Here is a 25,537-nt window from a genome sequence, read left to right on the forward strand (position 1 = left end):
ATTTATTCATGTAAAGAGTGTAAAAAAACCAGTAAAAAATCCCCTCACCACACTGCCTACACCAGAGCCTTAAGTGCACGTTTAGCCGTTTATAAATTTACAAATAAGGGCTGCTAGCAGCGATATCCACTGTGCTGTCTCCTTCATTTCATACTTGATTGCTTATTTGGTTGCTGAATAGGCATTTCTAAATATTTAAAAGTTAATAAAATCAACTTATTAATAAGGGCTGTGTGGGTAAAAGAAAAGTTGATTTAAATCGTGTTTGCCTAATTTAGAAACTAGAAATGGTGGCTTTTTCATCTATACTGATTGTTGATTCATCATGAGACTATGATGTTATTAACAATGAAAAAGGATGATTTATGAAAAAACTACTCGCGGCGGCTATTTGCAGCTTGGTGTCCACCGTAAGCCTTGCTGCAGATAAACCAAACGTGTTGGCCATTATGGTTGATGACGTTGCCCCAATTTCGCTTAGTGCATATTCGCATGGTATGACTTACCCGACCCCAAACATCGACCGAATTGCTAATGAGGGTGCGCTTTTCACAGATCATTATGCGCAACCCAGTTGTACAGCAGGGCGAGCGGCATTTTTAATGGGTCAGTTACCAATTCGTACAGGTTTAACAACGGTAGGCCAGCCCGGTAACCCGTTAGGAATTAAAGAAGCCGATCCTACATTGGCTGAATTCTTAAAAGACCGTGGTTACATGACTGCTCAGTATGGTAAAAATCATTTAGGCGATTTGGATGAACACTTACCAACTAAGCATGGCTTTGATGAGTTTTACGGTAACTTGTATCATTTAAATGTTTCTGAAGAGCCAGAACAAGCTGATTACCCTAAAGATCCGAAGTTTATAAAACAGTTTGGGCCACGAGGGGTTATTGAGTCATATGCTAATGGTAAAATTACGGATACAGGACCACTGACGCGTAAACGAATGGAAACGTTTGATGAAGAAGTGTTAGAGCGTTCGCTCAATTTTATGGAACGCGCTGTTAAAGCTAAAAAACCATTCTTTATTTGGCATGCCACTAGCCGCATGCATGTTTATACGCACTTAAAACCAGAAAGCCGTCATTTAGCAACCGATATTAGCTCGGAAGAAGATATTTTTGGTAGTGGTTTAATGGAGCATGATGGGCATGTTGGCAAACTGCTGGACAAACTGGATGAGCTAAAAATTGCAGATAACACCATTGTTATTTACACCAGTGACAATGGTCCAGAGCAATCAAGTTGGCCTGATGCAGGCACAACCTCGTTCCGTGGTGAAAAAATGACAACCTGGGAAGGGGGTGTTCGCGTCCCATTTTTGGTTCGTTGGCCTAACAAAATTCCGAAAGGCTTAAAGCTCAACGGTATTTCATCACATGAAGATGTTTTTCCGACTATTGCCGCTGCGCTCGGTGAGAAGAACTTACGTGAGAAACTGAAAAAATCAGATAAAGTTTATATCGATGGAGAAAATAACCTTGATTACTGGACTGGTAAAGCTGATAAATCTGCGCGTAACTTTTTCTTCTATTACTATGAGTCGCAGTTAACTGCTGTTCGTTTTGGCCCTTGGAAAATGCACTTTGCAACGAAGCCAACCGGGATTTACTACGATGATATGATCACTCACAGTATGCCCAAACTGTTCAACTTACGTAAAGACCCTTTAGAGCATTACGACGGGGTAACGGGTTTTCACCAAATCATGCGTAAGAGTTGGTTATTGCAACCTATTATTGCCAAGTTAAATGAGCATGTAAAAACGTTTGTTGAGTTCCCGCCTCGCCAAGAAGCAGCCTCACTGAATGTAAACGAAGCAATAGAAAAAGCGAAGTCATTAAATTATGGCCACTAAAGCCAAACAGAGTCTGTAATAAATAGGGCCTTTTTAGGCCCTTTTTATGGCGTGTTTATTTACCAATACTGTTCATCATTTCTAGTTGTTGAATAAACTGTTGAACTTGCTGATTGCCCGGTACAAGGCGCGCTAAGTTTCGTGCATAGAAGAGTGCTTGAGCGTAGTTTTCTTCACCAGCATACCACTGGGCTAAACTGTAACTGATGTCTGGGTTATTTGGCGCGAGTGTGAATGCATGTTCAAGGGCCGAAATGGCATGTGGCATGTCACCTAAGTCTTGCAACAACAACGCATAAGTAAAAGAGTAATTGGCATTGTTTTTTGCAAAATTAGCGGCATTTTTTAAGTGACCTAACGCAGCCTCTTTTTGCTTGGTGCGAATTAAGCTCATTGCCAATGCATAATGCAAATCGGCACTTTCATTATTTACAGCTAAGCCTTGTTTCAAGGTTTTCTGGGCGGCCTCCTCATTTCCTTGATTCCGATATAAGTCGGCTAAGTTAACATAGGCAGGTGCAAAAATTGGCTCAATGCTGATTGCTTGCAGATAATGTGCTTTGGCTTCCTCTGGTTTTTGTAGAGTAAGGGCGAGATTACCTAAGTTGGTATGTGCGTACCCGCGCTCAGCTTGATACAGCTGGGTTTGTTTATATTCATTAAGGGCTTTATTCAGGCGCTCAGAGTCTGGTTCATTCAATCCACTTGGAAAAGCCTCCATTAGCATAGGCGCTAAGGCGCGGGCTGCTTCTGCTCTTATGGGAAGGTGCGTGTCATCAAGCAGTGGATTGAGCATTCGCCAGCGTTGGTTGATGTCAAAAGGCATTGCCGCTTCAATAGCTGCTTGGCGTTTCAGCGGCTCAGGATCTTTTACTGATCGCGCAATCGCAACTACGGCATTGTTATCGGGGCTGCTTGCTAAACGGCTCAGTGCCGATGCGCGAATAATGTCAGGAAATGATTTGTCTTGCACAATTTTTGTCAGCATGGCTGATGCATTGGGTAACCCATTATCAGCGACATGGAACGCCTGTGAAAAGTGCTCTTTGCCTAAATGTGCCGAATTTGGGTGCCAGTTTCGTATCTGCTTTACTGCCCACTGAGGTGTTTTATCTTCATGGCAGCTATTACAGGCATTGGGTGCATTGGTTTTAAGAGTTAGGTCTGGACGAGGTACGCGAAAACTATGATCGCGTCTGGCATCAACTTGCATGTACGTAGTAGCGGGCATATGACAATCAACACATTGGCTACCTTCACTTTCGAGTTTATGACCGTGGTGCTCGGGTGTATCGAAATCGACTTGGCTGTGACACTGTGTACAGGTTTGGTTGCCGGGTAGTTTTAGCTTTCCTGAATGCGGGTTATGGCAATTACTACAGGTTACGCCTGCATTAAACATTTTACTTTGTAAGAATGAGCCCCACACATAATTTTCATCCCACACTTGGCCATCAACATGATAGAGCTCAGGCGTAAGCAGCGATCCGCGAAAATCCTGTAAAAAGCTATGGGGATCACTTCGGTCGTTAAGTTGCGAACGACGAGCATGACACGTTGCACAGACTTGAACTTGGTCGCTTTTTACGAGAGGTTGCACGCTTTTCATGCTGCCGTCTTTTTGGGTAGTGAACAACGGCGTTTGCGTATTTATATTGTTAGCAAAGCCTTTATCTGTTCTTTTTTTATCACCATTTGCCCATTTTAAGTGTTCAGTTGTATCGCCATGGCACGCTTTACAGCTGACGTTGATAGCGCTGTAGGTTGAATTAAAGCGGTTGGTGTTAAGATCGAATTGCTTTTTAAATTCAGTTGAATGGCAATCGGCACACATGTGATTCCAGTTTTGTCCTTTTTGTGACCAGTGAAATAAATCATGTTGTTTTTGCTCAGGATGAAGCACAAACCAGCGCTGCCCGCCGTTTTCCTTACTACGAGAATCCCACGCAAACGGAAAAAGCTGAATGTGGCCTCCTCCCATATCAAACATATATTGCTGCAGTGGCTCGTAACCAAATGTATATAAAACGGGATAGTCAGTCAGGGTGCCGTTAAGGTTTGGCATAGCAATAAATAGCTGTTGGTCGCGTGTATAAAAGCGTGCTTTTTGATCTTGGTATTCAAGTGTTTGATCATCAAAGTTGCCAAGCACTGTGGCCGGTGTGGCTTTTTCCATTGCATGAAAATGGTGTGATGTTTGCCAATCCTCGACCTGACTTTGATGACAATTAATACACGCAGGTTCTGCGAACACTTTCACAGCAACGAGACTGATAAAAATCCAGATTAGGCGCATCACTGAACAATTCCTTTTTTTTTTTAGTAAACCTATTAATGAGTTATATCAGTTTGAGCTGCATAATCAAAGTACAGTATTAAATTAAAAACGCCCTGCTTTTTAAGGACAGGGCGTTTAGGGAAGTGCTTTATTCTGCTGCTTGTTTACGTGCTTTTAATTTTGCAGCATGGTCAATTTCAAATTCAGGCATGTCTTTATTACCCTTCATTAAATAGTTATCCATCCAGCGCATTAATCGTAAGCTGTAATCGTATTGAGCAGCCACTTTTCGGTTGCCGTGGCCTTCGCCTGGGTAATACACCAAACGCACATCTTTACCTTGTACTTTCATGTAGCGATATAGCTCCATTGATTGAGCAGGGTGTACGCGAGGATCATCTTTACCGTGCATAATAAGTAGCGGTGTTTTAGATTGACCAGCCCAATATATTGGGCTGCGCTCTAAGTACCACTGCCATTTATCCCACGGGTAAGAACGCGCGTGAACAAGGTTCATTTCATTCGAAATATCAGTTGTACCAAACTTAGAGAGTTGATTTGAAACACCCACAAACATGACGCTGGCAGCAAAGTGCTCGGTGAGCTTAGTTGCAGCCCATGCAGAGGCATAACCACCGTACGAGCCACCGGTAATACCCACACGTTTGCTATCAACTAATCCCATTTCAACTAAATGGTTTTTAAAGTCGACAAGGTCATCAAACTCTTTACCTGCATAGTCGTTTTGGCCAAGCTTAGAGTAGTCAACCCCTTTACCTGTTGAACCGCGGTAGTTTGGATAAAACACTGCATAGCCGCGTGCTGCACCCATTTGCCCTGGGCGAGAGTAATTGGTTAACCAGCCATTTTTGTCATGACTTTCAGGCCCACCATGCACCGACATAATGAGTGGGTAACGGGTTCCTTCTTGGTAATCTAGTGGGTAAATTAGTACCCCTTCAATGTCTACACCGTCGCGCGCTTTTAGCGAGATAGTCTCTTGCTTTGCAAAGCGTTTATCGCTTAACCAGCTGTTTGAATCGGTTAAGCGGGTGGCTTTATTACCGCGAATAATAAAGACTTCGTTCGGGTGCTGCGCCGTATTAGCGCGAACAGCAAGTGTTTTGTCTGAGTCAGATACGCTTAGGTTTGTGGCAATAAATTTGCCTTCTTGGATAATCTTTTTGTACTTATTGCTACCAGTTTTAATACTCGCAATAAAGCTTTCAGTGCCCACATTGGCTATAAAATTAAGTGTATTGCGTTTATGAGACCACTCAAAGTCAACAACATGCCCCATAAAGTTTGGCAGCCACTCAGTGATTTCGGCTGTATCAGTGTCGGCTATAAATAAGCGACCTGTGGCTGGGTCGTGTTTGTCTTCGGCCCCTAAAATAGCAATATATTTACCATCGGCAGACAGCTCAGCATCGCCTAGCTTGCCTTCTGTTTTAAAAGACAGAGTGACTTCATTGCTTGCAATATCATACAAGTGCCACATTGATTTAGTGTATTTATCATCAATAAGCGCTGTTGGTTGGGTTTTAACAAGTAGTTTTTGACCATTTGCAGACCAATTCATATCACTGACGTAGTCATTTATATTCAGTGCTGTAGGCTTTAATGGGGTGTTAGAGTTCGCTAAATCGACAATAAACAGCGCTTTATTATCCAGACCTAATTCATAAACTTCAGCCATAAAACCAAGTTTTTTTAGTTCTTTTTCAGACTTGTCTTTTGCTGGTAATGCCAAAATAGCCACATGTTGGTTATTTGGGCCTAATTTATAGCTTGAAATAGATGTGCCTTTTAACGACAACACTTTTTGCGCTTGGCCACCATCAACAGGGATTTGGTACAGTGAGGTGTATTCGTCATCATTCAATTTAGCTAAAAAGTACACCGTTTTGCTGTCGTTAGACCATTGAATGCTTTTGATATTGACCTTACCTGTAATGTAAGGACGTTCAACACCTTTGTCGTCAACAATGAAAAGCTCACTGTAATTGTGGCCATTTTTATCTTTATATAATGTGCGCGGGACCGAGCGTGTAAAGGCAACATTATCGCCATCTGGGCTGACACTGGTTTGAACGACAGATTGAATCAATGGGATATCATCAATCGTGATAGTATCGTTGGCTACAGCAAATGTGCTAGACAAACCAACGGCTAAGGCTAAAACTGACTTTAGCATAGTGTTTTCCTTCGCTTGTTTTATTATTGTCACCGATTATAGCAATATGAAACAGGATTAGTAACGAATGCGGTTAATGACTATACCGAATGCCTAAATAGAAGCGACGACCATTTTTGTATATGCCTGTTGGAGCATACTGATTGCGCTCATAGGTATAGGTTGTTTCATTGGTGAGATTGATAGCATCAAAAATAATATCAAACTGTGTTGTCAGCTTAATAGTTAAGTTACCATCGAGTTGCCCAAAATTGTCCATTCTCTTGAATTCGAACTTATGTTTTATTATTTAGTTTTAAGTGCTTAGTTGCATACACAGAGCACTTAACGGGTGTCAAACTAACGCAACGTATAGCGTGTTAGTATTAATGAGTTAAATTTACTTATTGTTTTTTAGATAATTAAATAGCGGACATTCACAACTTTCAGATGAAAAAGTGGACAAATTTAAAAACGATTCGATACTGATTAAAAGAAGCTGAGAATAAACACAAAGAAGGAAATTTTAAATTGTCGCGGGGCACCTACATATTTTGTTTGTATCAGTTATGCAGTAACCTCGTTTTTAATGCGAAGCTTTAATCCTTGGCGAATTTGGTTTTCTTTAGAAGGGGTGTTTTCTTGACTTTACAAGCTTGCTTACGGCTGCCAATAACCAAAAAGCCCGAGTAAACTCGGGCTTATATAAATTACAAACTCTTTTTCGGTGGCAGCGCAACGTTGGCGAAAATTAAACCCGCTACTAACGACATAAAAATCAAGAATGTTTGCTGACCTATGTGCTCGGCGTACACAAAATCTTGACCTTCAATCAGCGAGTTTAGGCCAATGTAGGTCTTGCTCCCCGGGACTAACACGATTAATCCTTGCATGGCGACGATAGAAGCAGGTGCATTCGCAACACGGTTAAACAGGTTACTAAAAATACCAACCGATAATGCCCCTACAAATGTACCCAAGGTGTAGTCAAGATACATTGCTGAGCCAATGCTTGTACCATATGCAATAAAACCTGATGCAATTGACCATAGCGCATGTTTAAGCTTGGTTCTAAATATCACGATTAAACTGCTACATAACATGAAAATAGCCAGCCATGCGGTCCACTTGGGTAATGGTTCTGGTTGCACAAAATCGGCTTGTCCGAAAATCGCAAACCCGATACCAATACCAATAAAAGCTCCAAAATAGAGTTTAAACAGCAACATAAAGGAATCCATGACTCTGGCTGTTCCCGACACCAAATGCCTCGCTGCAAGTTCGGCAAAGCCTAACGCTAAAGCAAGCCCCGGTATAAACACAATAATGGCAGAGAGAACAACTAACCGAATATTAATTTCGGCATCGAGGTACACACTCACTGCACACGCTAAAATAGCGGAAACAATGGCCACTAATGGTTCAAGCATATGAGCAACGCGCTTAGAACGTGTTGACCAAAGAACAAATAAATACACCACTAAAGTCAGCAGTGCAGACCAAAATACATCATTCCAACTGGTGCCCATTAGCATTGCAAATGCACCACCTGATGTTGCAAACGCAACGCCAGTGGTAAATTTGTTGTAAGGGTTTGGCATGGTGTAAATAATGTCGAGCTGTTTATCAACCTCTTGCAAGGTTAACTCGCCATTGAGCATTTTATTTACCAGATCATCGGTATCAGCAAGCGAGCCTAAGTCATGATCACCCGGATCAACGCGTGCAACATGGGTGTATTCTTCTTCGTGGCCATCTGTCCAGATCACAAACGTCACTGAAGTAGGCGACATGACGAAGGAGGATTTTAGGCCAAGATATGTTGCGACTTCCATTAAGTGCGCTTCAAGTCGATATGCTGGTGTGCCATATTTATGGAGCATTTTACCCAGCTTAACGATAAATTTTCGTTTTTCAGTAAACGTTGCGTTTTTCAAAGGCGTTTTGAACCAAAGGTTAAATTGTTCAGTTAAGGATAGACCAAATTTCAATAAGATATAGTCTGCAAAGCAGACTATAAAGCTTAAATTTACCAGCGCGATTTTAGCGACAAACGCTACTATGTCTAGTGTTATTTAGGGGTAATTTACTTATTTTTTGCTTCAATCCATTGCGCCATATATTGTGTTGAACGCATTGTGTGATGTTTCAGCATTTGCCCTGTGAAATTGTTGTGTCTATGGCTTATCAGTGACTCACTGACGTGTTCAATTTTAGCCATTAATTGCGCTTCAAGTTTTGATTTATCATAATATTTTTGCAATAACTGTTTGCCATATTGCTGAGCTTGAATAAACGCAGATTCATCTTTGTAAAGTGCTACGGCGGCGTCGGCAAATTGCTCTGCATTTTCGCAAACTGTACCTGGCCACGGCTCGTTTAGGTGCATGCCTTCACTGCCAATTGGGGTGGTGACACTCGGCGTTTGCATGATCATCGCTTCCAGTAACTTACCTTTAATACCGGCACCAAAGCGCAGTGGTGATAAGCATACGCGAGCATCTTCCATCACTTTATAGGCATCATCTGCCCAGCCTTTTATTAAAAATCCTGTTTTAGGGTTATTAAGTGCCGTTGCTTTAGGCGGTGGGTAAGAGCCATAAATATGTAATTCGGCGTCAGGTAATTGCTTGCGGATCAACGGCCAGATTTGTTGTAAGTAAAGGACTGCATCCCAATTTGGGGCATGGCGAAAGTTACCAATCGTCATAAAATGCTGGCGCTCATTAAAGGGTTTTGTGTTGGTCGGAAGCGCTTTTAAGTCGACTAAAAATGGCAAGTGATGCAATAACGCACTATCAACGTTGAATACATCGTTTAGTAATTGCATTTCATAGTGCGAGATGATCAAACTAATATCTGAGCGCAAAATAGCAGCTATTTCACGTTTGGCAATATCACTGTGTAAGTCTGCAAAGCTGAATGCACGTCCTGCTTTATGTGCCTCGTGGCGAGCGTTTCTTAAGCATTGCAAGTCTTCTGTGTCGAGGATTTTTAATGCATTGGGACAGTATTTATCTACACGCCAACCAAATTGCTCTTCCATCATGAAGCGATCAAACATCACGATATCGGGATTATAAGCTTGTACATACTGATCAAAGCTGGCGCAGTTTAGGGCAATGACTTGGCTGGTTATGCCTTCGTTTGCAAGGTCAATCATGTGCTCTGTTTTTTGCGCTGGGCTGGCAAACTCGACCTGCCAGTTTTGTGCTCGAAAGGCGCGCAATAGCGACATCATGTGGGTGCCGGCGGCAGAGGAATTTGGCTCTGGCCATACATAGCCGATCACTAACACTTTTTTCATTGACTTGAGTCTCGTATTTGTAAATTGACATCCACCAAAGTGCGGACAGGTGGTGTCGATTGATTAAGAAGTTCTTTTAAAACTTGGCAAGTGCGCTTACCAATTTCATCGGCATTTATTGCAATGGTTGAGAGCGATGGTAGCATTAATCGCGAATCTTCAAGATCATCAAAGCCAACAACTTTAATGTCTTTGCCCGGTTCTAATCCATGTTGGCGCATTGCTTCAATGGCACCATAAGCAATCACATCGTTAAAGCAAATAATCGCTTTGATATGTGGGGATTTTTTGATCAAACTGTTGAATGCTTCGCGGCCACCTTGACGATTTGTTTGTGCCTGAATAACACGTTTGTCTTCGCTTATATTAAATTGTTTAAGCGCCGATAAAAAACCACTCAGTCGCTCATGGTAGTCTGATATTTCATCTACACCACCTAAAAAAGCAATTTCTTCAATACCTTGCGATAGGATATGGCTGGTAGCAATATGAGTGCCTTTTTTGTTGTCGGGTAAAACGCACGGTGCAGCCGAAAAGGGAACCTCACGCATTATATTAATTACAGGAAAGCCGCTATTAATCAGGTCATCTTGCCAGCTTTGTTCGGTGCCAGGGGCCGGGCACATAATAAAAGCAGACACATTGTATTCTTTTAGAGTTTTTACAACTTGCTTTTGTCTTTCTACACATTCGGCAATATTTACCAACATAGGCAACATCCCTAAATCGTAAATATGCTTCTCCAAGCCTACTGCTAGTTGCGCTGAGTAGGGGTTGGTTAGGTCATTAATTACCAGTGCGACAAGATTCGAGCGCTTACTTCGAAGTGCTGCGGCGTCTCGGTTATATACATAACCAAGCTTATCGATGGCAGTCAGCACTTTTTCTTTACTTTTATTACTGACTTTATCACTGTTAGTGAGAACCAAAGACACGGTAGATTTTGATACTTGCGCTTCTTTGGCTACGTCCCAAATAGTGACTTTGCCCGTTGATTTTTTCATTTTTGTCTAGCGAAAAGTAGCGAATATAGTGTGCTTATATTAGCGTAATTTAGTGATTTAAGTCACTGATTAGCTGCCAAAAGAGTCGAAACTCTTTATAAAATGTCTTAAACTATTTTCTTAGTCGGAAATAAAAACGAAAAAAGGAACTAACATGAAAGCATTAAAATTGCTTTTTACGCTGATGATTGGCGTGTCAGTTTGTACTTCAAGTTTTGCCAATGAAGGGTATCAAACACCTTCACCTGCCTTGGCTTCGGTTGTTGATGCTAAATTAGCCCCCAGTAGTTATTTATCAAATGATGCCGAGTGGTTGGCATTATTTGATAGAAAACGTATTGATACCCTGCAAGATCTTGCGAAAGAAGAACTAAAACTCGCCGGAATTAAACTCAATCCTGCCAATTTTTCGCGCTCACGTGAGCGCGCTATATTTACGTCTCTGGTGCTAAAGCATGTTGAAACAGGGAGTGAAATTACGGTATCGGGTTTACCCAATGGTTTAATTCGCTCGCCCAGTTGGTCAAGTGATAGTCAATACTTAGCCTTTGTGATTGAACAAAAAAATAGTGCCAATTTATGGGTTTATAACGTCAGTACAAAACAAGCAAGGCAACTTAGTGATACGCCGTTAAACTCAGTATTAACGCGTACTCCTTACATGTGGTTACCCGATAGCAGTGCTATCGTTGCAAATGCGGCTGTTAATTTAGGTAAAACTCGTTTAACCAATGACAGCACGGCTGTCGTGCCGGTAATTCAACAAAGTACAGGTGAAAAAGCACCTGCGCGCACTTATCAAAATTTATTAAGCAGCCCCTTCGATGAAGCGCAGTTTAAGTTTTTTGGCCAAAGTCAGCTTACTTATATTCCATTGAGCGGCCAAGCGCAGCCAATTGGTCAAGCTGGGTTAATTAAGTCGTTTTCAGTATCGCCCGATTCAACCAATATTTTGGTGGGTATGATCGATGAGCCTTTTTCGTACCAAGTTCCATACCAACGCTTTGCTGCTACATGGCAAATTTGGGGAATGCGCGGTTACACCTTGGCTGAGCTGGCAAAACAGCCGCTAGCCGACAATATTCCCCAAGGTTACGACAGCGTTCGTACTGGCCGTCGAGATTTTCAGTGGCGTTCAGACCAAGGTGCCGAAGTCATTTGGGCAGAAGCACAAGACGGTGGCGATATGAAAACAGATGTAGCGCACCATGACTACCTTTATAGTCTGCGCGCTCCGTTTAAACGTGAACCTAAGCTATTTGCTAAAGTTGAGCGTCGCTTCGACTCAATAGAGTGGGGCAGTAACAATGTTGCCTTATTATCTGAATGGCGTTTTAGCGACAGACAAATACGCACATTTGTTATACAACCTCGAAATGCCGATAAAAATCGCGTGCTCTTTTCTGAGCGCAGTTACAATGATGCTTATAAAGATCCGGGTTACCCAATCTACGAGAAAAACGACTTAGGTGAAAGTGTCATCAAAGTGGTTGGCGGTCGTTATATTTATTTCCGTGGTAATGGGGCGTCTGAGCAAGGAAATATCCCATTCTTAGACCGTTACGATGTAAAAACAAACTCAACAACCCGTGTTTGGCAATCAGCTGCACCTTATTACGAGCGTGTGCGTGCGATGTTAGACGATGAAGGCGAGCGTTTGATCACCATACGTGAATCAAAAACGGAGCAACCAAATTTCTTTATTCGTGATTTAGATAACGACAAACTCACTCAATTAACTACGTTTGAGCATCCTTACCCTGAATTTAAAGGCGTAACTAAAGAGCTTATTCGTTATAAAAGAGAGGATGGTGTTGAACTGAGTGGCACACTTTACTTGCCGCCGGGCTATGACAAAACCCAAGGAACGTTACCAGTACTGATGTGGGCTTACCCGCTTGAATACAAAGATAAAGCGGTGGCATCGCAAGTGCGCGAATCACCGTATGAGTTTACTTACATTGGGTATTGGGGGCCTATGCCGTACCTTGCAAAAGGGATTGCGGTATTTGATGACCCTAAAATGCCAATTGTAGGTGTCGATGGTAAAGAGCCGAATGACCTTTTCCGTACTCAGCTCGTATCGAGTGCGCAAGCCGCTGTTGATGTATTGGTTGAAAAAGGCATTGCCGATAAAGACAAAATAGCGATTGCTGGTCACTCGTATGGTGCTTTTATGGTGGCTAATTTACTAGCACACAGCGACTTATTTAAAACGGGTATTGCCCGCAGTGGTGCTTACAATCGCACATTAACGCCATTTGGTTTTCAAGGTGAAGAACGCGACTTTTGGCAAGCTCAAGATGTGTATGCAGCAATGTCGCCATTTTTCCATGCTGAGAAAATCAATGAACCTATGTTGATGATACACGGCCAAGAAGATCCAAATTCAGGCACGTTCCCAATGCAAAGCGAGCGCATGTACGCCGCATTAAAAGGCCTTGGCAAAGAGGCTCGTTTAGTTATGTTGCCTTATGAGGCGCACGGCTACCGTGCCCGTAAGAGCTTATTGCATGTGCTTTGGGAGCAAGAGCAATGGCTAGATAAATACTTATTAAGTGATGAAAAGGAAGCCAAGCCAGTTGCTGCTGAAGGTGTCACTCAGTAATTAGCAAAATACGTATATTAAGAATCCCCGCCTTTTAGCGGGGATTTTTTTGAGAGGCTAAAGCTGAAGTTAATAGTGGTCAGTATTACCAATTACGATTTAACGAGTTTGAGCTGCCTAGAATTAATTGTTGAAAAAATAATGCCGCTTAGAAAGCGGCATTGACTCTTTAATTGTTATTTACATAAAGTTGTAATCTAAACGTATGCCAATGCTACGCTCGGGTAAAAAATCTATGTATTTTTGAGCGGTTGTTCTATTACTACGACTTCGATCTCTTTTATACTTAATCGCATCATTATCGAAGACATTATTTAAGTGAACGCTTAATTTCACGTTTTCGTTGACCTCATAACGAGCTGATAAGTTAAATACTTCATAACCAGGGACTTCATCTCCAGGTTTGGTATCAAAGTGCGTGTTGTATTTACCATATGCTGAGACGTCACCACGAATAAAGAATGGCTTGTTATTAATGTCAAATTCCTTATCAATTGCGATATAAGCATTATATTTAGGCACCATCGTCATTTCTTGACCTTTAACGCCACCGATTGTTTCATTATCTTCAGTAAGTTCAGAGTTGGTATAAGAGGCATTTACAATTAATGCTATAGTATCTGTTAAGCTTGCTTTTGACTCAAACTCAAGCCCTCTTGAACGTGCTTTTCCTGCATTTGCGGTATAAGAGAACCCACAAGAATCCATGTAAATACTCGTCTTAATATCACTCCAGTTTATTTGATAAATAGCAGAGCTAAAGTTGAACTTACCATCGAATAATGAGCCCTTTAAGCCAACTTCATAGTTATCGATTGAATCAGATGTGAAGCGAGCTTTACGATTCTTAGCGTTAACATCATTTATACACGCTGCGGCTAGTGGGCTATTGTTACCGCCTGGGCGGTATCCTTCAGAGTAAAGAGCATAAATTGAATAATCATCAGTAGGTTGCCAAGAAGCGCTAAATTTAAAGCGATTTCCTTGTTCTTCACCGCCTATCAGTGTTTTATCGTTTGACCACACACCAATTTCTTCAGTGCGTTCAAAATCTTCTAAATTGAAATGGCGAATACCCGCATTTAACTCAATATTGCCAAAATCGTCTGTTTCAATTTGGTACGCTACATCTGCAAACAGCGCAAACTCTTTTGCCCACTCGCTGAACACATGATAATTCCAAATTTTATTAGGATCGTCAAAGTTATCTAAACCGATTTGCTGGGCATCGTCCCCCCACCAGTAAAGTGCAGCAGCTGCTGTCCTGTCACCGCTTTCAATATATTGCCATTGATGACCTGGAGAGTCAGGTCGCCATGATTTATCCCAATAAGCACCGACAGTCCAACTTAAATTGCTATTTAAATCGAAGTTTTGAAGCCTAATTTCATGGGTAACGCGGGACAGCTCTTGATCGTTTATTATCCATGTTTTAAACATATCAGAAGCATCTAAACGAGACCAATCATCCAGCGAATCAGATTTTACTTTTCGGTATGAACCTGCATAAGTTAATGAAGCAACGTCGGCTATATTATCAACATCAACAGTTAAGCTATATAAATTTGTAGACTCTTTATCCCAACCATCGAGTAAATTATAGAGAGCATATTTATCATCAGCACCATGAATAAATCCACCACCTTGAATACAATCTGGGCGATTAAATGTCGGATCACATGTTATTTTAGTGTCTGAGATATCATAACCGTACTTAGCTGAAGCATCTTCATCATAAGATAATTCATAGTAATATCCTGGCTTTGAGGTATCTCCCAATGTTGCGCCATTAGCAGAATACTCATCATGCACATAGGTGAAGTTAAGTGCTAAATTATCAATTGGTTGCCATAATAATTGACTTCGAATAAAACTACTTTGACTTTTACTCTGTTGGCCTGTTGCTTGATTGACATAAGGACGGACATCGTTGGTTATATTACCTGTCACTCTTAATGCAAGGGTATCGTCTAATAGAGGTACATTAACACCTAAAGATAAGCTGCTGTCAAAACCATCTACATTATTTTCACTTGAGCCTTCAATCGTACCAAATAACTCAAATTCATCTAATTGTGGTTTTTTAGTGATAACGCGAACCGTACCACCGATTGCATTCGAACCGTATAATGTACCTTGTGGGCCGCGTAATACTTCAACTCGCTCAACATCTGTGAGGTTTGTAAATTCATACGGGATATCATCAGTGAATATGGCTGTTGTATCTGGCGATGCGCTATTCCCTCCGCTTAACCCTCTTAAAATTAACTGACCACGAGGTGCTGCAGCACCAGCTAAAGTACGGTAAATATCAGATGCATCAAGGTAGTTTCGATTGGCAATCTCAACTGCAGATACCGCTGAAATACTCATAGGTATTTCTAGGATTGTTTCAAGTTTTTTACGCGAAGTAACCGTTATTACTTCTAGATTTTCCTCTTTTTCAATTTTATCTTCTGTATCCATGGCTATTGCTGGAACTGCATATAAATGACCTAAAATCACAGTGGTTAAAATAGTTTGTTTTGTTAATAGAGTGTTTTTCATTGATGTTCCCAGTGTTTTTTTTGTTGATATTCTATTAACGACGTTAATTTAAATATTGGTATTGTTCAATCTATTTAACCCTTTTTTGGGGAATTGTTTTTCTAATTGGTTTTTATTCTGGAATTAATTATGTCTTTTTGTTTATTTTTACATGCTAAATAATGAGATTGACCAACGTGTATATTGTTTTTGTGAGTCGTTAGTCGTGCTTACGGAATTGCTCATCAGGCAATGGTCTTTTTTAGGTGATGAGTTTTTTTAATTGTTCTCTCAAACTGCACATTCGAGTCTTTCTTCAATTAAATTATCCCGTCAGATAAAGCTACAGAGCACTCATAGGTATTTTACAGAGAAGGTAAAAGCTCAGCGCAACAAGTTTGCAGTGATCACAGGGGTCATTGCTGTTTAGGTAAAATACTAAATTCAGTTTCACGCGGAAAATTAGTTATAGTGTCTGTACTTATCGAAGCTATAAAGTAGAGCTGAGTTTAGTTGACTGAAGATGAAGCGCTTGTGCAATAGCCATCGCTATCCCAAGAAATGGAGTCCGATACAATGACTACTCGTGGTCGCGCTGTATGTAATAATGATCTGGCTTGATTATTTGCTGCAATAGAATGTGTTGCCCAAGCTAATGATATAGGCTTTTTGGTAGCTTATATTTTAGTAACGAAGATCGTGGGATAACTAGCTCCCTATATTAATATTGCATTACCAGTTTTCATGAGCTTTAGCGCATTGAAATGTGAGTAATCGCGTGTTTGTTTGCTTATTTAATTGAATGTGTTTAAATCGCTTTCCTATTTTTCAGTATTCATGATGTGATTGGTTTATGCTCGATTTAGCAGTACTTGCGGTTTTTATTCCTACCTTCTTTTTTGTGTCTATTACACCAGGTATGTGCATGACTTTAGCGATGACTCTGGGTATGAGTGTGGGGGTAAGGCGCACATTGTGGATGATGGTGGGTGAAGTGCTGGGCGTGGCAACGGTGGCAATTGCGGCTGTTGTGGGGGTTGCCAGTATTATGCTTAATTATCCTGCGTTGTTTGCGGTACTAAAATATGTTGGCGGTGCGTACCTTATTTATCTTGGAGTCAATATGTGGCGCGCAAAAACCAGTTTTAAGCCCGAAAATGAAACCGAGCAGCAAATAGGGCGCGGACAACTGTTTTCACAAGGTTATATCACTGCCATCGCAAACCCAAAAGGGTGGGCGTTTATGATTTCACTCTTGCCCCCTTTTATAAATGTAGAATTAGCCGTTGCCCCGCAGCTTGCTGTATTAGTAAGCATTATTATGCTGAGCGAGTTTATCTGTATGTTAATTTATGCCACGGGTGGTAAAAGCTTGAGGTTATTTTTAGATAAAGGCGACAATTTAAAATGGCTAAATCGTATTGCCGGTGCGCTTATGATGTGTGTAGGTGTTTGGCTCGCACTTGGATAATACCCACGCGCTTATTTTAGCGAATTGGTATTATCCATACTGGCCTTAATCAACAAATTCAACCTGTTTCGATACATCATTAAAACAGTGTTTTATGGTTTCTATCGCTGTTTTGGTTTTTGCAGCTAAGCTGTCTCTTGCTGGGGTAACTGCATACACGGTGTAGTTTGGCATGGCCCATTCGGGCGCGATTTCGATGAGTTCTTTTGTTCTTAATAAGTGCCTCACTTCAGGCTCTGGCAACACGCCATAACCGACCCCATCACAGACCAGCGCAATTAAACTTTGCATGTTATTGACGTTTATTTTTGCCTTGGGCAGCGGTTTACTTTCAAGCGTTAGTGGATTAAATGCATTGCTGTCGGCGTATGTATGTGAAATACGGGAGAACTGATGTAAATCATCCCAACTGACTTTTTTAAACTTAGCGATAGGATGATCTCTGTGGGCGCAGAGCTTTAACGGCCAGGTTGCGAGCTTTCGTGCAATCAGATTTGAGTTTGTTAATGGGCCTATTGCAATGGCTAAATCTGCGCCACTTTTTATCATATCGATTGGCTCATCAGTTAAAATTAACTGAATACGTAAATCATCAAACTCGTTTATTAGGCGCTCGAGCGGTTCACTTAAAAGCCCTCCACCAAAACCGACGGGGGCGACTAACTTTAATTCGCCACTGGGTTTACTTTGTAAGTGTTGTAATTGCGTGCTGGCTTGATCTGCAAGTGCCAGCATCTTTAAACAGCTTTGATAATACAAATGACCGGCTTCGGTCAGCGTCAACTCTCGCGGGCTGCGATTAAATAAACTTAACCCGATTTCCTGTTCTAATTGCTTTATATGTTGGCTTACAGCCGATGTCGTCATTGATAACTCAGCAGCAGCACTGCTCATATTGCCTGTTTCAACAGTACGAGAAAATACGCGTAGTGTTTTGATTAGCTTGGAATTCATTGTTCAGGCCTTCTTAATTCAGTTTTAAGAAATCGTAAATTGTTAAAACGGGGACTTCTCATTAATATTGCAAACGCTAATTATTATCATTTATAAACAAAAAGTCACGGAGTATTATTATGACGAGGGTTGTTCCTTCTGTTTTACCTCTCACCGCTGCTGTCTTAGCAGGCCTATCTCATTTTGCATACGCTGATGATAAAAAACAAGACATGGAAGTGATTGTTGTTTCTGCATCTGGGTATGAGCAAATGCTAAAAGAGGCACCTGCAAGTATTAGCGTGATTGATCGTGAGCAGCTAGAAAAGCGTTTTTACCGTGACTTAACAGATGCCATGACCGACGTACCCGGTGTGGTTGTGACCGGTGGTGGTGATAGAAAAGATATCAGTTTGCGTGGTATGGCAAGCCAGTACACTTTGATTTTAATTGATGGCCAACGTCAAACCTCTCGCGAAACTCGTCCAAACAGTGATGGTCCAGGTGTTGAAGGGGCATGGACACCCCCTATTTCAGCCATTGACCGAATTGAAGTTATTCGTGGCCCTATGTCATCACTGTATGGCTCTGATGCCATTGGTGGGGTTATCAATATTATAACCCGTAAAACACCCGAAAAGTGGTATGGCGAACTGCGTTTAGACAGCACCATTCAAGAATCAAGCGAATCTGGCAACATTAATCAAGGTAGTTTTTTTACCGCGGGTGGCTTAATTCCAGAGTTGCTAGGAGTTCAGCTTTCTGGGCAGTTCTCTAAGCGTGATGAAGATGACTTTGTTGCTGGCTTTCGAGGTAAAGAGCAAAGCAATATCAAAGCGAAGTTTATTTTAACGCCATCAGATAATCACGAAATTATGTTTGAGGTGGGCTCGGCAAAACAAAAACTGGATGAAACTTTAGGTAAAACTGTCGCGCCTTTAGCGCAAGGTGAAAGCTGTGGCCGACGGGGGTGTCCTGAGTCGTCAACCACAGAGTACGACCAAGAAACTTATTCGCTTAGCCATAATGGCTTCTACGATTTTGGCTCATCGCGCAGCTATCTAAAATACGATAAGTTTGATAACACCTCGCGTGAAATGTATGTCGAAAATACCGACGCGCAAACAAGCTGGACACTGCCATTTACCAATCATAATGCAAGCGTTGGTGCGGCGTATTTAAAAGAAGAACTGGATGATTATACGAGTAATAGCATCAGTGATTTAACGCATGTGGAAAACGAGCAATGGTCGGTGTTTGCAGAAGATGAATGGTCTGCATCAAAGCAATTTAAACTGACCACAGGGCTTCGTTATGATCATGATGGTAACTTTGCGGGTCACTTTAGTCCGCGTTTATATGGTGTATACAATGCCACTAAGTCGCTGACTGTGAAAGGGGGGATTTCAACAGGCTTTAGAGCACCGAATATTCGCCAATCTACTCCAGCGTGGGGACAGGTAAGCCGTGGTGGTAATATTTATGGTAACCCAGACTTAATCCCTGAAAAGTCCGTAAACTACGAAATGGGAATTTATTATGATATCAGTCGCGATTTATCGCTCTCAAGTACGGTGTTCTACAACGAGTTTAAAGATAAAATTACGCGTATTTCTTGCCCATTAACGCAATGTACAGATGGTCCGAATCAGTTTGGTTCTCTGCCTACAACTTATATCAATGTTGATGAAGCAGTAACACAAGGGTTTGAGCTGTCGGTTTCTTACGAAATTACCAGCGAGCTTGATGTGAGTGCTAATTACACCTACACCGATTCTGAGCAAAAAACCGGTGAATACAAAGGCAGTCCACTTAATCAATTACCTAAACACATTTTACAAACCTCACTTAATTGGCGCCCGGTAGATAAACTAGGAACGTGGCTGCGTGTGCATTATCGCGGTGAAGAAAGCCAACCTACGACAGGTCCATCGCAAAGTAGCTTAATTGCGCCAGACTACACTTTGGCAGACATGGGGGGTAACTATGATTTAAGCCGACGAATTACACTTGGCTTTGGTGTGTATAACCTATTCGATAAAGAAATATCAGAGGCAGAGTATGGTTATGTAGAAGATGGTCGTCGCTACTGGTTGTCAGTGGGTGTTAACTTTTAAATGTGATGAGTAATATGAGTGTGGCGTAATTATGCCACACTCATATTTATCGAACGAGGTTGAGTGCATACCTGTGAGAGGTGAGTAACGATATAACTTACAGTGACATTGAAACCCAAAGCATGCACTCTAAAGTTAACGCAACTTATTTCAACTGAAATGCATCAGTTTTAAAATTTTGAGTAGCCAGCTGTTGTTTCAGCATCTGCAATTGTTGTTTGGGCTGCCATTCGCCTTTGAAAACCCAGTCAACAAGGTTGTTTTCTTCTATGTTTAGCTGTTTCGGTTGGAAGTTATCATCTAACCAAGCATACGGGGCTTTGTTATTGGCGAAGAAATAACGGGATCCCCAACGATTTGGTTGGTCTCTTTGCTTATCCGCATAGGTTTTTTTAAAGATAGGTTTATCGGCCAAGTTATCAGAAAACTGATTTCCTAATAAATAAAACTGGGCATCATAATGATGTCTGCCAAGCCAAAAGCCTTCTACGCCATTAAATTCACTATTAGCAACAACAAACTTTTGTTCGCTACTCAATTCGCCATCATGCCAAAGAGTCGCGGTTTGTTTTAAGTTGTAAAATTGAGAATGCTCAATGAGGGCGGTACCTCTTGGGCAAACCATATCTGTAGCCCCAGTGAAAGAGCAGTAAGAGTGGTAATAAAGACCCTCTTTTTTGTTCCAAAGACTCACTGTATCAGCACCATAGGCCTGTACGTCACATTGATGAAAGATGATTCTTGATGCGTTTTCAAAGCCGCGGATAGCAAACTGATGTTCAAGTGTGTTATGAATTTTTCCGTAATCATTGATAACGGAGATATTGGCAAGTGTTATGTCACTGCCAGTGATATTAACCACGGCAGCTCCCCAGTCACTGTCATTGTGTTCTCGCCAACTATTCCTCAACTGTGCGTAACGAATGATAGTATTAGCGGCGGATTCACCGACAATACTGAGGTTACTGCGGGTGATAAACAGTTTTTCGTTGTACTCACCAGCTGCAACAGTGATCACCACCTCTTTATAGGGGCTACTCGCATTAATTGCAGCTTGAATGCTGTTATAGGCATGCTTATTATTTTTTTCTACATGCATAAATGTGACAGGCTCGGTACCAATTGCAGGCGTCGCAGCAAAAACACTCTGCACAATAGATATCACAACGAGCAATGATAAAAATAAACGCATACTTGTCTCCTAAAGTGTGCTGTTCAGTATTGAGTTATCTATTGGAACGATGGCCCCTCGTTGTTGAATAACCTGTCCTGCAACGAGATTTCCAGCCTCTGCACAGCTTGCAATGTCATGGTCTAGCAACCAATAACTTAAAAACCCTGCATTAAATGAATCACCTGCTGCAGTGGTATCAACAACATTATCTACCAGTCTGGCATCATACTGATTGACAATACTGTGACTATTTTCACTGTATTGACAGCCCTTTTCACCGGTTTTAATGACCAGCTGCCTTACACCTTGTTGATGCAAGTGCTCACGACATTCTGTGAGGTTGTTAAAGCCCCAAATTTGGGCTTCATCTTCAAATGTCACCAAGGCTAAATCAGCAAGCTGATACATACGGTTGTTGCTCTGTTGGCAATGAGATTGAGATGCCCAAAGCGTTGGCCGGTGGTTACTATCGTAGATAATTTTAACACCATGAACTTTTAGAACAGCCAAAGCATTTAGTAAAACATTACAATCATCGATGGGCAAAATTGCGAGTGAAATACCCGACAAATAAACTGCATCGACCGCTTTTAACTGGCTAACAATATCAGCAAATTTAGCATGGCGAACGAGGTATTTTGCCGCAGAATCATTGCGCCAATATTGAAAAGTGCGTTCGCCATGGGCGTCAGTTTGGATCATGTATAAACCAGCATGCTTGTTACTGTCGGTTAATACGGTGTCACAGTTAACCTGGTAGTCTTGCCAGCGAGCAATCATTGCTTGGCTTAACGCATCCTCTCCCATCACAGTGACGTAATTGACATCAATGCGTTCGCTTGCCAATTTTTTCATGTAAATGGCTGTATTCATGGTATCGCCACCAAAGTTTTGTTGCATTTCGCCAAAAATAGCCCCTGACAACTCCACCATACATTCCCCAATAATGGCAATTTTCTTTTTTGACATTAGAGGGTTACTCCTTTTTTCCAGATGGCTACTTCGCGAATATCATTCACTTCATTACAGGTCGGTTTACCATTCACTACATCCACCAACAAATCGACAAATTCTTGATGAACTTCAGGCATGGATTTGCCATTCACCAGCACACCAGCATCGAAGTCGATCCAGCGGGTTTTCTTTTTCGCAAGCTCTGAATTAGTGGCTATTTTTAAGGTAGGCACAAAACCACCGTAAGGCGTACCTCGCCCGGTGGTAAAGAGCACAATATGACAGCCTGCAGCTGCAAGTGCGCTGGTGGCAATGGGGTCATTGCCGGGGGCGTTGAGTAAATTGAGTCCTGGAGTACTTAATCGTTCACCATAATCAAGCACTGCCTGTACTTTGCTGGTACCTGCTTTTTGAGTACAGCCCAACGATTTGTCTTCTAATGTAGTTATGCCGCCTTTTTTGTTACCCGGAGACGGGTTTTCATAAATGGGTTGGTTATGCGCTTTATAGTAACCTTTAAAATTATTTACCATGCTGACAAGCTGGTTAAAGGTGTCTTCATCTTTACAGCGAGACATTAGTAAGGTTTCTGCACCAAACATTTCGGGTACTTCGGTCAGTACGGTCGTTCCACCTTGAGCAATTAAGTAATCAGAAAAATAACCTAGCATTGGGTTTGCTGTGATACCGGATAAGCCATCACTGCCACCACACTCAAGACCAAACTTTACTTCACTCAGCAGACCGGGTTCACGTTTATCATGTTTAATTACATCGTAAATTTGTTCTAGCAGCGCGACACCATCTTCTACTTCGTCATCGGAATGTTGAGATATTAAAAATTTTATTCGATTCTCATCAATATCACCTAATCCCGCTTTAAAGGCGGCAAGCTGATTATTCTCGCATCCTAAACCGACAACTAATGCACCACCGGCATTAGGGTGTAATGCCATATCTTGCAGTAAAATTCTCGTGGTTTCTAAATCGTCACCTAACTGTGAACACCCAAATTGATGAGGAAATATATGAACCCCGTCAATGTCAAGAACGGGGTGATTTCGTAGAAACTCATCTTTCATTTGTTTGATCATACCGTTGACGCAGCCAACCGTTGGAATCAACCAAATTTCGTTACGTATACCAATTTCGCCATTCGCTCTGCGGTATATATTCACGGGTGGGGAGGGCTCAGCAGGAGCTTGACTGACAAATTCAGGCTGATATTGATACTCTAACTCATCATGCAGGGTCGTTTTAATGCTGTGGGTATGAACCCAAGCACCTTGCTTTATATCTTCAAGAGCAAAACCAATTGGAGCGCCATATTTTATAACACGGTCATCTTTTGAAATTGGCTTTAACGCAATTTTATGTCCTTTTTCGATGTCGTCTAATGCGGTGAACGAGAAGTCTTCAAACTCAATGTGTTCACCCGCACTAATTGGGCTCAGGGCAATAGCAACATCATCAGTATTATGAAGTCTTAATAACTGTGCCATGATTATAATTCCACTTGTTTTGATAGTGTCTCTTCAACAGAGGTCGTAAGCATGCTGTTAAGCTGTTCTGTTACTAGGTCAGTCAATCCTGTCAGTTCATTGAGATCCTTATCCCAATGCCACTTAGCGCCAAGCACACTGCTGACAAGCTCTTTCAATGTTATCGCACCATCTTGGTGCTGTTGCCAAATGGATTTGAATAAAGTGATCCACTCAGGACTATCTGAAAGCTCAATGGGTTGACCATTACGCTCGCCGCGGTAAAACAAAATTTGCCCCGCAATTGCTGTCGCAATAAGTGCTGGAACGGTTTTATTATCGACAATATATTGCTCTAACTGCGGCAGTAATCGCGTTTTAAATTTGGTCATACTATTCAGTGATATCGACATAAGTAAATGACAAATATACGGATTTCTAAAGCGATTAAGCACATCATTGGCAAATACCTGCAATTCATCTTTAGGTAAAGATAGTGTGGGAATAATCTCCTCAAAAATCAGTTTACTTACATATTTCTCGATTAATGGTGAGGCGAGCGCTTCGCCCACAGAGTCGATATTTGCCATATAGGCCAAAGGCACCATCGCAGTATGTGCACCGTTTAAAATAGCGACTTTACGTTGTTTGTAAGGGGCTATATCGTCAACAATTTTAATATTGACATCACTGCCTTCTAAACATAATACGTCAGCTAAATGTTGCGGCCCTTGAATAACAAATAAATGAAAATATTCAGCTGTGACCATGAAGTTGTCGTAGTAGCCAAATTGTTCTTGCAAGTGTTGATGTTCATCACGTGGGAAGCCCGTCACGATGCGGTCAACCAACGATGAGCAAAAATAATTATGCTCGTTAAGCCAGCTAACAAACTCGCTGGGTAAATCCCATAGTTGGCAGTACTTGAGGACAATTTCTTTTAATTTTTCACCATTATAATCAATTAGTTCACAAGGAATGATGATCATGCCGCGATCACTTGCACCGTTAAAGTGATTAAAGCGGTGAAATAACCATTGAGTTAATTTCGCAGGGAAGGCTTTTGCTGGCTTATCAGTGAGTGAGTCTTCGCTAATGTACTCGATGCCTGCTTCGGTTGTATTAGAAAAAATTAACTTCAGATCTTCACTTTCTGCGAGCTGTAAATATTTATCGAATTCTTTATAAATAGGAATTTCTTCGTTTACACAGCTAATAATGCGTTCATTAGATACCGATTCACCTTGCTCATTAATGCCTCGAATAATACTGGTATAGAGACCATCTTGAGTATTAAGTAGCGGTAATGTGTCGTAATCAATTGGTCTAATAATGGCGACACCCGCGTTTAAACCTGTTTGTTCATTTAATTTGTCGATTTGCCAATCCACAAAAGCGCGTAAGAAATTCCCCTCACCGAATTGCATTATAGTCGTCGGGTATTTGTTTTTATTGACGTTTTTTCTATTTAGTGTGTACATACATTTGACCCATTTTTAACCTTAATTGGCGTGTTGATTTTTACATCTTAGACATATTTGCCACCGGTGGCAAATAAAATTTGACAAATTGCCACCGGTAGCGAAGAATGGCTATTAACAACTTTGTGAATGTTTTTTACAACTTGTTTATTAAAGTGGTGTTAA

Annotated in this window: 16 protein-coding genes; 4 read left to right on the top strand and 12 right to left on the bottom strand. The window is 41.4% G+C overall.

Translation table 11 applies throughout. The annotated features are described in order from the left end of the window. Window positions 1-365: 365 nt before the first annotated feature. A complete protein-coding gene (locus tag JIG41_RS11840; protein WP_036972304.1) occupies window positions 366-1,862 on the top strand; it encodes an arylsulfatase in 1,497 nt (498 codons plus the stop codon). Between the two features lie 55 nt (window positions 1,863-1,917). On the opposite strand, the gene JIG41_RS11845 is transcribed toward JIG41_RS11840, so the two are convergent. The 6 genes from JIG41_RS11845 to JIG41_RS11870 all read right to left on the bottom strand — a co-directional run bounded on the left by JIG41_RS11845 (window position 1,918) and on the right by JIG41_RS11870 (window position 10,627). Further along, window positions 1,918-4,158, bottom strand: coding sequence for a tetratricopeptide repeat protein (locus tag JIG41_RS11845; protein ID WP_199524811.1), 2,241 nt, complete (start codon window positions 4,156-4,158; stop codon window positions 1,918-1,920). Between the two features lie 130 nt (window positions 4,159-4,288). Next, window positions 4,289-6,337: a S9 family peptidase gene (locus JIG41_RS11850; protein WP_199524797.1), complete on the bottom strand. Its 2,049-nt coding sequence runs from the start codon at window positions 6,335-6,337 to the stop codon at window positions 4,289-4,291. Between the two features lie 73 nt (window positions 6,338-6,410). After that, the gene (locus tag JIG41_RS11855; protein ID WP_036972301.1) at window positions 6,411-6,596 is read right to left on the bottom strand and encodes a TonB-dependent receptor; all 186 of its coding nucleotides are present in this window, start codon (window positions 6,594-6,596) and stop codon (window positions 6,411-6,413) included. Between the two features lie 430 nt (window positions 6,597-7,026). Continuing rightward, the gene (locus JIG41_RS11860) at window positions 7,027-8,253 is read right to left on the bottom strand and encodes a threonine/serine exporter ThrE family protein (protein WP_036972924.1); all 1,227 of its coding nucleotides are present in this window, start codon (window positions 8,251-8,253) and stop codon (window positions 7,027-7,029) included. 149 nt (window positions 8,254-8,402) lie between these two features. Beyond that, window positions 8,403-9,623, bottom strand: a complete 1,221-nt coding sequence (locus JIG41_RS11865) for a glycosyltransferase (RefSeq protein WP_074988719.1) — start codon at window positions 9,621-9,623, stop codon at window positions 8,403-8,405. Further along, a complete protein-coding gene (locus JIG41_RS11870) occupies window positions 9,620-10,627 on the bottom strand; it encodes a LacI family DNA-binding transcriptional regulator (RefSeq protein WP_036972298.1) in 1,008 nt (335 codons plus the stop codon). The genes JIG41_RS11865 and JIG41_RS11870 overlap by 4 nt, the downstream gene beginning before the upstream one ends. A 184-nt stretch (window positions 10,628-10,811) precedes the next feature. Between JIG41_RS11870 and JIG41_RS11875 the strand changes: the two genes are divergently transcribed. Continuing rightward, complete coding sequence (locus JIG41_RS11875; protein ID WP_409372731.1) at window positions 10,812-13,235, top strand: S9 family peptidase; 2,424 nt, start codon at window positions 10,812-10,814, stop codon at window positions 13,233-13,235. 180 nt (window positions 13,236-13,415) lie between these two features. Here JIG41_RS11875 and JIG41_RS11880 read toward each other — a convergent pair whose 3' ends face one another. Beyond that, window positions 13,416-15,782: a TonB-dependent receptor gene (locus JIG41_RS11880; protein WP_199524799.1), complete on the bottom strand. Its 2,367-nt coding sequence runs from the start codon at window positions 15,780-15,782 to the stop codon at window positions 13,416-13,418. Between the two features lie 832 nt (window positions 15,783-16,614). Here JIG41_RS11880 and JIG41_RS11885 point away from each other — a divergent pair. Next, window positions 16,615-17,232 (top strand): LysE family translocator, encoded by a 618-nt coding sequence (locus tag JIG41_RS11885; protein WP_074988722.1) that lies wholly within the window; start codon window positions 16,615-16,617, stop codon window positions 17,230-17,232. A 45-nt stretch (window positions 17,233-17,277) separates the two neighbouring features. Here JIG41_RS11885 and JIG41_RS11890 read toward each other — a convergent pair whose 3' ends face one another. Continuing rightward, on the bottom strand, window positions 17,278-18,186 hold the full coding sequence (locus tag JIG41_RS11890; RefSeq protein ID WP_036972294.1) for a LysR family transcriptional regulator: 909 nt from the start codon (window positions 18,184-18,186) through the stop codon (window positions 17,278-17,280). A 119-nt stretch (window positions 18,187-18,305) separates the two neighbouring features. Here JIG41_RS11890 and JIG41_RS11895 point away from each other — a divergent pair, with 119 nt between their 5' ends. Further along, complete coding sequence (locus JIG41_RS11895; protein ID WP_199524800.1) at window positions 18,306-20,282, top strand: ligand-gated channel protein; 1,977 nt, start codon at window positions 18,306-18,308, stop codon at window positions 20,280-20,282. Window positions 20,283-20,427: 145 nt separating this feature from the next. On the opposite strand, the gene JIG41_RS11900 is transcribed toward JIG41_RS11895, so the two are convergent. The 4 genes from JIG41_RS11900 to JIG41_RS11915 are packed head-to-tail and all read right to left on the bottom strand — an operon-like array spanning window position 20,428 to window position 25,372. Beyond that, entirely contained in the window at window positions 20,428-21,474 is a 1,047-nt protein-coding gene (locus JIG41_RS11900) for a pectinesterase family protein (RefSeq protein WP_199524801.1), read from the bottom strand. A gap of 9 nt (window positions 21,475-21,483) precedes the next feature. Further along, window positions 21,484-22,425 carry a sugar kinase gene (locus tag JIG41_RS11905; RefSeq protein ID WP_199524802.1) on the bottom strand — a complete coding sequence of 314 codons (942 nt, stop codon included), beginning with the start codon at window positions 22,423-22,425 and terminating at the stop codon, window positions 21,484-21,486. Next, window positions 22,425-23,912 carry a UxaA family hydrolase gene (locus JIG41_RS11910; RefSeq protein WP_199524803.1) on the bottom strand — a complete coding sequence of 496 codons (1,488 nt, stop codon included), beginning with the start codon at window positions 23,910-23,912 and terminating at the stop codon, window positions 22,425-22,427. The genes JIG41_RS11905 and JIG41_RS11910 overlap by 1 nt, the downstream gene beginning before the upstream one ends. A gap of 2 nt (window positions 23,913-23,914) precedes the next feature. Beyond that, the gene (locus JIG41_RS11915) at window positions 23,915-25,372 is read right to left on the bottom strand and encodes a tagaturonate reductase (protein WP_199524804.1); all 1,458 of its coding nucleotides are present in this window, start codon (window positions 25,370-25,372) and stop codon (window positions 23,915-23,917) included. Between the last annotated feature and the right edge of the window lie 165 nt (window positions 25,373-25,537).

Origin of the sequence: Pseudoalteromonas sp. bablab_jr011, from assembly GCF_016464045.1 — a bacterium.
Taxonomy (GTDB): domain Bacteria; phylum Pseudomonadota; class Gammaproteobacteria; order Enterobacterales; family Alteromonadaceae; genus Pseudoalteromonas; species Pseudoalteromonas lipolytica.